This window comes from Streptomyces sp. SID3343 (assembly GCF_009865215.1).
Lineage (GTDB): Bacteria > Actinomycetota > Actinomycetes > Streptomycetales > Streptomycetaceae > Embleya.
Window position 1 is genome coordinate 1 of the sequence record NZ_WWJX01000002.1, and the last position, 9,159, is coordinate 9,159.

The following is a 9,159-nucleotide window of genomic DNA, read 5'->3' on the forward strand; positions in this document are numbered from 1 at the left end:
GGAAGTCCCCACACACGTGGGGGTGAACCGAACGGCGTGTCGAGCGGCGACAGCCTGTGCAGGAAGTCCCCACAAACGTGGGGGTGAATCGAGCCCACACGCGTTGGCCGTCGTCGTGCGCAAGAAGTCCCCACACACGTGGGGCTGGACCGTAGCACCGTCCGATTTCTCTCTTATGAGGGACGGTCGGCGACCGGCAACGCGAGGTCGGTGGGCTCAACAGAGAGGGTCCCGGCCTTGCCCCCGTCCCGTCGTCCAACGCCAGCCGCCAATCGACTGGGAGACAATGAGCATGGGTACACCTTGGACGTCCAAGATTCCATGAAGCGGGAAGGTTCGCTGCGTGTCAGCGGATGATCACCAGTGCGTCGCCGATGCTCTGCGTGAGCGCGTCCGCAGGGTGAACCTGGCGTCCCGCGACTCCATGCCCACCCGGAGCGAGTTGGTGAGCGCAGTACGGCGTAGGGGACGGCGCCGCTCGCAACGCGATGCGCGACCTCCGCGCGGGTGGAGTTATCGAAGGGCCCCAGCGGCGTCGCCTCACCGGGGCGCATCCTTGAGCGGTGAGGGCCCGACCGACGCAGCGGCACCCCGGAGGTACGGACGTGTTCTCACACCGGGGGAGGCCCCTTTCACTCCCGGAACGGCCGGCTCCTTCCGGCGGGGGATGCGGGTGGCCGCCGTCGGCGAGTTCTTCATGGATGCGCCCGACACTGAGGCCAACCGGAGAAGTGTTCGGTGGGCCGACGGCGGCGGGCGGGAGTCCCGTGGCGTTTGCGCAGGCTGGGGTGGTGACGTTGTCCGAGGCGGGTATCCACGCGGTGGTCGACGCCCGGATCGGCGGACTGGACTGCGGCGAAAGGGAACTGGCGATACCGCCGGCCGATGCGGCCCGCGACATGCTCGTGATCATGGATCGGAACTTCGCCGTCCTCGACGCGTGGGCAGGCGTTCGTCGTCGCGCGGGCGCGCATCTGCTGATCCGCGCGAAAACCCCCGTTGTACGCACCGTCGTGGAGTGGTTGGCCGACGACAGCTACCTGGCCCGTGTCACCTCGTTCGGCCGAGGCGGCGTCAAGACCCGCCGGGTGAACGTGCGTGTGATCGAGTACCGGGTCGACGACGGCGAGACGATCCGGGCGTCGACCGATCTGCTCGACTACGAGACCGCGCCGGCCGGCGAACTCGCCGATCTCTGCCATCAAAGGCGGGAAGCGGAATTGACGGCCCGGCAGATCGAGACCTACCGACGCGGCCCCCAACGGATCTTGAGGTCGCCACCCCCGACTTGGTACGTCCGTGCTCCTGGCTCGGATCGGTCCGACCAGGCTGGTGCCGTGTTTCGCGGGCGATCTGCTGTCCGGAAAGTGGCATTCTTTGTTGCGCGATCTCCATGACATCCAGTCCGAGTCCCGGACCGGGCAGCAGACCCGGGAACGGCTCTCGCGCTACTCGCTGCGAGCGGCCATCGAGAGCACGATCAGCGAGTTCGTCAACGGCCACGGCATGCGCCGATACCGCTACCGAAGCGAAGGCAAAGCTCACGTCCAGCACGTCCTGACCGCCATCGCAGTCATCCTCGAACGCATCGATGCTCGCTTGCCGGCCGTGCCGGATCGCAGCCTTCGCTCCCCAACCGCACTGCAAGGCTTCCTCGACGGGCAGCACATCCCACGGCCGCGATCCTGGCGCGTCGCCACCCACCCAGCCCGCCCGCAGGCCGAGTTCTACGCATGCCTGACGCGCCGCGGTGATGTGCTGTTCGAGTGGCGGACGCGGTGTTGTGCGGCGACGGGCCGGTGAAGGCCCTGGTCGGGCTGTCGCTCGCGCCGGAGCACCGCCGTGGCCAGGGAGCCCTCTACGACGCGGTCAACCACGGCCGGATCGACGCCGACCGACTGCGGGACGCCTTGGTGCGGCTGCCCCTGCCCCTGCCCAGGGTCGTGGACGGACGGATCGTGCTCGCGGTCGACGTCTCGCCGTGGCTGCGACCGGACGCGGGCACCAGCCCGGGCCGCTCCTTCTGCCACCCCTACGGCCGGGGCGAGGGCAAGCACCAGATGATCCCCGGTCGGCCCTACTCGATCGTCGCCGCGCTGGAGCCGGGCCGGAGTTCGCGGACCGTGGTGCGGGACACGGTCGGACACGGTCCGTCTCGGGCCCCGGCGAGGACGTCGCGGCGTCCACCGCCGTCCAGGTCCGCGCGGTCGTCGAACGCCTGGTCGCCGCAGGACAGTACAAACCTCAAGACCCGGACGTGCCGGACGGGCTGGTCGTGCTCGACGCCGGCTACGACATCCCCCGCATCGCCTTCCTCCTCGCGGGCCTGCCGGTCGAGCTGCTCGGACGGATCTGCTCCGACGGATGCGCTCGGACCGCGTCATGCGCCGGCCGACACCTCCGCGGGTCTACGACCCGCAGGGCGGCCGGCCCCCCAAGCACGGCGGCGAGTTCGTCTTCGGCCAACCTGCGACATGGGGCGACCCGCAGGCCGCGACGACCACCGAGACCACCCGCTTCGGCACCGCGAACGCGAGCGCGTGGGACCGGCTTCATCCCCGGTCGACCCGTTGCAGTGCCGGGGAAGGGTTCGACGGCGAACTGCCGAAGATCTCCGGGACGGTCATCCGGCTCCACGTCGACCAGCTGCCCACCGGCGGAGACCCCAAGCCGGTCTGGCTGTGGTGGTCCAAGACCGATGGGACCGAAGCCGACATCGACCGATGCCGGCAGTCGTTCCTCCGCAGATTCGACATCGAGCACACGTTCCCCCTGTTCAAACACACCCTCGGCTGGACCGTGCCCAAGCTCCGCAGCCCCGAGGCGGCCGACCGCCGGGCCTGAATCGTGATCGCCACCTACGCGCAGCTCTTCCTCGCGCGCCCGCTCGCCGAGGACCACCTGTGACGTCCTGGGAGAAGCCCGCCGCATCAAACCGGCTCACCCCGGCCCGGGCCCGCCGCGGGTTCCGGAACCTGCACGCCGACACCGCACGTCCACCAAGGCACCGAAACCCTCACGGCCGGGGCCGGGACGTCCACGCGGCTCGAAGAACCGCGGACCCGCACCCCGCCGCGACGTCGGGCGCCTCGTCGAACCGGCGAGCCATGCAGCAAACCCGGCCACCACAATACCGGGACAAACCCCCGTCGCACGGTCAAAAGTCAAGCCTACGTTCAGCAATCCGGACTTCATCGCAGCCCGATTTCGAGGATGGGTCTGTACCGCGCAGCGTCAGGCACTCAAGGTCGTGATCGTCGCCGGCGCCGAGGGAACGTCACGGTGGGCCCCCGGTCGGCGCCGGCGAACGGTGGGGCCCGTGTCGGTGTTTCCGCGTATCCGTGCCCGGATCGGCGGCAGCCCTACACGGCATGCGTCAGGGCGTCGAACACCGCCTCGGTCAGGTCGATTCCGGCGGCTGCGACGTTCTCCTCCAGGTGCTCGACGGAGGAGGTTCCGGGGATCGGGAGGACCGCGGGGGAGCGTTTCAGCAGCCACGCCAGGGCGAGTTGCGAGGCGCTGACGCCGAGTTGCCGGGCCGGGCCGGCAAGGGGGCCGTCCTGTCGCGACAGCCTCCCGGTGGCCAGGGGGAACCAGGGGATGAAGCCGATGCCGTTGCTCGTCGCGTACTCGAGCAGCGGCTCGGCCGTGCGGTCGTGGAGGTTGAACAAGTTCTGTACCGAGGCGATCGGGACGGTCTTCGACGCCGCTTGGAGTTCCTCGACGGATACCTCGGAGAGACCGATGTGACGGATTTTTCCCTCCTGTTGCAGGAGGCTCAGTTCACCGAGCTGTTCCTCCAGGGGCACTTCGGGGTCGATGCGATGCAACTGGAAGAGGTCGATGCGCTCCAGTCCCAGGTGACGAAGGCTCATCTCGGCCTGTTGGCGCAGGTATTCGGGTCGGCCGACCGGTAGCCACCGGTCGGGGCCCGGGCGGGTCAGCCCTGCCTTGGTGGCGATGACCAAGCCATCCGGGTAGGGGTGCAGGGCCTTCTTGACGAGTGGTTCGGCGACGGCGGGACCGTAGGAGTCCGCCGTGTCGATGAAGTTCACCCCGAGTTCCACGGCGCGGCGCAGGACCCGGACGGCCCGGGCCGGGTCCTGCGGGTCTCCCCAGACGCCGGGGCCGGTCATCTGCATGGTGCCCAGGCCGAGGCGGGCGACGGGGAGGTCGTCGCCGAGGGTGAAGGTGCCTGCCGCGGTGGCGGGCCGGTCGGTCGAGTCCATCGTTGCTCTCCTGGTGAGTCGTTGGTGCGGATGCGCTGTTCGTTCCGTTCGTTCCATTCGGTTCGTTCCGTTCGTTCGGTTCGTCTCGTGAGCGCGTGAGTGGGCTCAGCGGGCGTCCTTCGCGTCGTCCCACGGGCGCCAGCGTCCGGTGCCGTCGACGGTGCCGAGCTGTTGATCCGCGAAGTGGACACCGAAGCCGTAGACGCCGTCCTGGGCGAGGAACTCCACGAGACGGCGCCGTGAGCGCTCGGCCATGTCCCGGTCGTGGTCGAGGACGACCTCCCAGTCGGGGTGCCGGACCTGGACGGGTGAGTGCATGGCGTCGCCGAAGGCCACTATTCGGCGGCCGTCGCCGGCGTCGAGGACCCAGGCGGTGTGCCCGGGGGTGTGGCCGGGCAGCGCCCAGGCGCGGACGCCCTCGGCGATCTCGGTCCCGTCGGCCGCGGTGGTGGTCCGCGTCCGTTCACCGGCCAGTCGTTCGCCGGCGAGCCGTTCGCCGGAGGCGGGGACGCCTCCTCGCAGCTCGCCCTCCCCGACGATCCAGCGCGCGTTCGGGAAGAGGCTGTGTCCGCCGGCGACGGCGTCGGGCCGGGCCCAGCCGGTGTGGTCCTCGTGCAGGTGGGTGAACGCCACCGTCTCCAGCTCGGCCGGGTCCACGCCGAGGCTCGCCAGGGAGACGGGGAGATCCTTGACGTGCGCGAAGCCGTGCTGGAAGTGCTCGGGTTCCTCGCCGGAGATGTGGCCGTGGCCGGCGTCGAGAAGCAGGCGGGTCCCGCCGCGTTCGACGAGCAGGGCTCCGCATCCCATGGCCAGGTGGCCCGCGTCGGTCATGTGGGGGCGGTAGGGGCTCCAGTCCGATGCGGCAGAGGAGGGGTAGACGCGGCCCGGGATCATCGCGACGCCGGCGTCGGGGACGTAGCTCAGGGTCAGTTCGCCGATGGTGCGTGTCCACAGGCGGGGCATCCGGGTACCGGAATCGTCTTCGCGTTCGTCTTCGCGGTCGTTGCGCGAGGTGTCGGACGGTGGGGCGGTCTGTTCGTACGTCGCCATGGTGGCGCCTCTCGTATCGGGTTTCGCGTACTTCTGGTGGGGCTTCCCGTACTTCCCGGGCTTGCCGGGTGTTGCGGGGATGGTGGGGCGCAATCGGCTCACGGCGCGAGCACGCGGACCGGTCGGCCTGCGGCGTAGGCGAGGACGTCGTCGAGGGCGTCGCGGTAGAAGACTTCGTAGGTGGCGTCGGTGACGTAGCCCAGGTGCGGGGTGAGCACCGTGCGCGGAGCGTCGCGCCACGGCGAGTCGGCGGGCAGCGGCTCGGCCGAGTGGACGTCCAAGGCGGCGCCCCCCAACGCTCCGGAGGTCAGCGCGGCCAGGAGCGCCGCTTCGTCGACGACGGGCGCCCGCGAGGTGTTGATCAACAGCGCGTCCGGCCGCATGAGGGCGAGTTCCTCGCGTCCGAGGAGGCCGATGGTGCGCGGGGAGAGCGGGACGTGGAGGGTCACCACGTCCGAGGTGGCCAGGAGTTCCTCCTTGCCGAGCGGGGTGACGCCCAGCGCGGTTGCGCGCCTGGGGTCGAGGTGGGCGCTCCAGGCGACGACGTCCATGCCGAAGGCGAGTCCGACGCGGGCCACGCGGGTGCCGACGTTTCCCAGGCCGATGACGCCCAGGCGCCTCCCGTGCAGTTCGCGACCTACCGTCCGTTGCCAACCGCCCCGGCGCAGGCCGGCGTCCTCGGTGGGCAGGGAGCGGGTGAGGGCGTGGATCAGGCCCCAGGTGAGCTCGGCCGTCGGGGTCAGCCCCGCGGGGCGGGTTCCCGACACGAGGATCCCGTCCCGCTCTGCCGCGGCGAGGTCGATGGCCGCGTTGGCCGGGCCGGTGGTCACCAGCAGGCGCAGATTGGGTAGTCGGTCGAGCACCCCGGCCGGGAAGGCGGTGCGCTCGCGCATGGCCACGATCACGTCGAAGGGCTCCAGTGCGGCGGTCACCTCGTCGGGGCCGCCCAGATGCTCGGTGAAGACGGTGAGCCGGGCGCCCTCGGGCAGGGTGCTCCAGTCGGCGTACTGGTGGGCGGCCTGCTGGTAGTCGTCGAGAATCGCCACCCGGCGGATCTCAGGCATGAGCTGACTCCTTCGGGCACGGGCGCCCGCCTTGCGGGGACGCGGTGGGTTCGAGGCCCACGTCGGTAGTGGCGGTCGTCGAGGAGCCGGCGAGCGGTTTCCGAGAGGCGGCCGGAGACGCCGAGGGGTCGGAAGAGGGCGCCGAAGGGTCGGAAAGGGGCGCCGAAGGGCCGGAAAGGAGCTCCGAGGGGTGGGAAAGGGCGCCGCAGAGTGGAAAAGGCGCGCCGAAGGGTCGGAAAGGGGCCCCGGCGGGTCGGAAAGGGGCCCCGAAGGGTCGGAAAGGGGCCCCGACAGGTCGGAAAGGGGCTCCGACGGGCTGGGACGGAGCAGTTCGAGGGTCCAGATTCCGACGCCGATCAGCGCGATCACGGCGCCGAGCGCGCACACCCCTGCCCAGCCCACGATCGGGTACAGCGCCGAGACGAGCGCGGAGGAGACGGTGCTGCCGGCGAACGAGGCGACCATGAGGGCGGTCGTCACCCGGCTGCGTGCCTGCGGGATCCTGCGGTACAGGACGCTCTGGTGGCTGATCAGCAGGGCCTGCTGGGCGAGGTTGAGCGCCATGATGCCGACGACCAGCGCGATCAGGCCGCCGGGGCCGCCGGTGCCGGCCAAGGCGAGTACACCCCAACTGCTCGTCAACAGGATCAGTCCCGTGGTCGCCACCTGCCGGCCGCGCCCGCGGTCCGCGAACCGCCCGGCCGCCACCGCCGCGACGGCTCCCACGACCCCGGCCAGACCGAACATGCCGATGGCAGCGGGCCCGTACTCGTACCGCGGTCCCGCCAGCAGGAACGAGGACGCGGTCCACAAGACGGTGAAGCAGCCCATGCCGACCGCGGCCAGGGCCATCCGCCTGCGCAGCAGCGACTCGGTGCGCACCAGCGTCCACACCGAGCGCAGCAGTTGGGGGTAGGGGGTGCTCCCGGACGGCGGCATGGCACGCAGCACCAGGCGCAGGACGACCGCCAGCACCACCATCACCAAGGCCGCGAAGACGAACACCAGCCGCCAGTCGCCGTATTGGGCGAGAACGCCCGCCACCGTGCGGGCGAGCATGATGCCGATGAGCAGGCCGCTCATGACCGTGCCCACCACCGTGCCGCGTTCGTGATCGGAGGCCAGCGACGCGGCCATCGGCACCACGATCTGTGCCACGGCGGAGGTCACCCCGACCAGCGCGACCGCCGCGTACAGCGGTCCGATCGAGGGGGACACGGCCGCGCCGAGGAGGGCGAGGGCGCTCAGGCCGAGCAGCACGCTCACCAGTCGGCGCCGTTCGAGTACGTCGCCCAGGGGGACGACGAGCGCCAGCGAGATCGCGTAGCCGATCTGCGAGGCGGTGACGACCAGACCGCCGGCGCCCTCGGAGACCCCGAACGCCTTCGAGATGACCGGCAACAGCGGCTGTGCGTAATAGATGTTCGCGACAGCGGCGCCGCACACCACCGCCAGCAGGAGCACGGTCCCGCGGCTCAGCGCGGGGCGGGTCACGTGACCCGCCCCCAATTGTGGATCGTTCATGCCGAAATACTTGACCCGCCGGGATGCGCCGGTCAAGCTATTACAGATCGATTGATCCATAAGTGGTGAAGGTCACTCTGCGGCATGATCGGCGGCGCGCCGAAGGCGGCCGCAGCACGGATCGGGGGACCGCGGCCATTTACGGAGCGACCGTTCCAATATGATGGGCGGAGAAGCGCTCAAAGCGCCGGAAGCTCGATCCGTGCTCGACCCGCGACGCAGGAGGTTCATGTGCCGTCCGCAGGCCGTCCCCGTGCCTTCGACATGGAGGCCGTACTCGAGGCCGCGATGCTGCTCTTCTGGGAGCAGGGCTACGAAGCGACGTCGCTGACGCAGCTGCGCGCGGCCACCGGGTTGTCCTCGGCGAGCCTCTACGGCGTCTTCGGGTCTAAGGAGGGGCTGTTCGAACAGGTCGTGCAGCATTACACCAAGGGTCCGGGCAGCGTCACCGACGTCGTCGCGGACGAGTCGGCCGGGCCCCGGGAGCGCGTCGAGCGCCTACTGCACGGGTCGATCGACATGCAGGCCGACCCCTCGCACCCCCTCGGCTGCCTCGTCGCCCTCTGCGGCACCACGCATACGTCGGGCGAGGCCCAGGGCGGAGTGTGCGCGGTCGTCTCCGCGCGCCGGGAATTCGACCGGGCACGTATCCACACGTGTGTCGAGCGGGGAGTCGAGACGGGCGAACTCGACGCCGGCACCGACGTCGCAGGGGTGACCGCCATGATCCACGGTTTTCTCCTGGGCTCGTCCACGCAGTTGCGCGATGGCGTGCCCGCAGCGACCCTGCACACCGCGATCGACGCCCTGCTGACCAACTGGGGCCGCACCGAAGACGGATGAAGCCCGCGGACCGCATCCCCGAGGGCGGGCTCGTCCCGCACGGACGAACACCCCACACCGCCGCCCTCGATGCCCTGCTCTCCGACGCCGCTCAAGGGCACGGAGGTGCGGTGGCGGTGGGGCCGGTCGGCGACATCGGCACCGGGAAGAGCGCGCTGCCGGAGGACGCCGCCCAAGCCGCGGTGGGGCTGCGCATCCTGCGCGCCACCGGCGTCGAGCCCGAGGCCCGGCCCTCGTTCGTACGCGGGTCTGAGCGTTGTACGCCGGGAGGCCTTGCGCCTGGTCGGCCGGCTCCCCCGGCAGCAACTGCGGCTCCCGGCGTGTCCCGGGTGGCCGGCAGGACGACGAACGCGTGGTCGACCGCGCTGGTCAGGAGCAAGTCGCGGGGCCGACCGCGCCGTTCGCCCGGCTCCAGGCAGTACGGCTCCAACGACTCCGGCGGGTCGGGC

General features: G+C 70.7%; 5 protein-coding genes and 3 pseudogenes. 5 read left to right on the plus strand and 3 right to left on the minus strand.

The window, feature by feature from the left end; translation table 11 throughout:
- Nucleotides 1-791 precede the first annotated feature (791 nt).
- The 3 genes and pseudogenes from GT354_RS00070 to GT354_RS00080 form a co-directional block, all read left to right on the plus strand.
- Nucleotides 792-1,397 (plus strand): hypothetical protein, encoded by a 606-nt coding sequence (locus tag GT354_RS00070; protein ID WP_237534228.1) that lies wholly within the window; start codon nt 792-794, stop codon nt 1,395-1,397.
- Nucleotides 1,333-1,527: pseudogene (locus GT354_RS53240) on the plus strand (transposase); the annotation flags it as partial. The gene GT354_RS00070 and the pseudogene GT354_RS53240, both read left to right, overlap by 65 nt.
- A 141-nt stretch (nt 1,528-1,668) precedes the next feature.
- A pseudogene (locus tag GT354_RS00080) lies at nt 1,669-3,088 on the plus strand (NF041680 family putative transposase); the annotation flags it as partial.
- 274 nt (nt 3,089-3,362) lie between these two features.
- On the opposite strand, the gene GT354_RS00085 reads toward GT354_RS00080, so the two are convergent.
- From GT354_RS00085 to GT354_RS56255, 3 genes are all read right to left on the minus strand, one after another.
- On the minus strand, nt 3,363-4,229 hold the full coding sequence (locus GT354_RS00085; protein ID WP_161354058.1) for an aldo/keto reductase: 867 nt from the start codon (nt 4,227-4,229) through the stop codon (nt 3,363-3,365).
- A 105-nt stretch (nt 4,230-4,334) separates the two neighbouring features.
- Nucleotides 4,335-5,279: an MBL fold metallo-hydrolase gene (locus GT354_RS00090; RefSeq protein WP_161354059.1), complete on the minus strand. Its 945-nt coding sequence runs from the start codon at nt 5,277-5,279 to the stop codon at nt 4,335-4,337.
- A 98-nt stretch (nt 5,280-5,377) separates the two neighbouring features.
- Nucleotides 5,378-7,867 carry an MFS transporter gene (locus GT354_RS56255; RefSeq protein WP_202511375.1) on the minus strand — a complete coding sequence of 830 codons (2,490 nt, stop codon included), beginning with the start codon at nt 7,865-7,867 and terminating at the stop codon, nt 5,378-5,380.
- A gap of 231 nt (nt 7,868-8,098) precedes the next feature.
- On the opposite strand from GT354_RS56255, the gene GT354_RS00105 reads away from it, so the two are divergent.
- Both GT354_RS00105 and GT354_RS00110 read left to right on the plus strand, forming a co-directional pair.
- Nucleotides 8,099-8,710 (plus strand): TetR/AcrR family transcriptional regulator, encoded by a 612-nt coding sequence (locus GT354_RS00105; RefSeq protein WP_161354060.1) that lies wholly within the window; start codon nt 8,099-8,101, stop codon nt 8,708-8,710.
- Nucleotides 8,707-9,159 (plus strand): annotated as a pseudogene (locus GT354_RS00110) (ATP-binding protein); the annotation flags it as partial. The gene GT354_RS00105 and the pseudogene GT354_RS00110, both read left to right, overlap by 4 nt.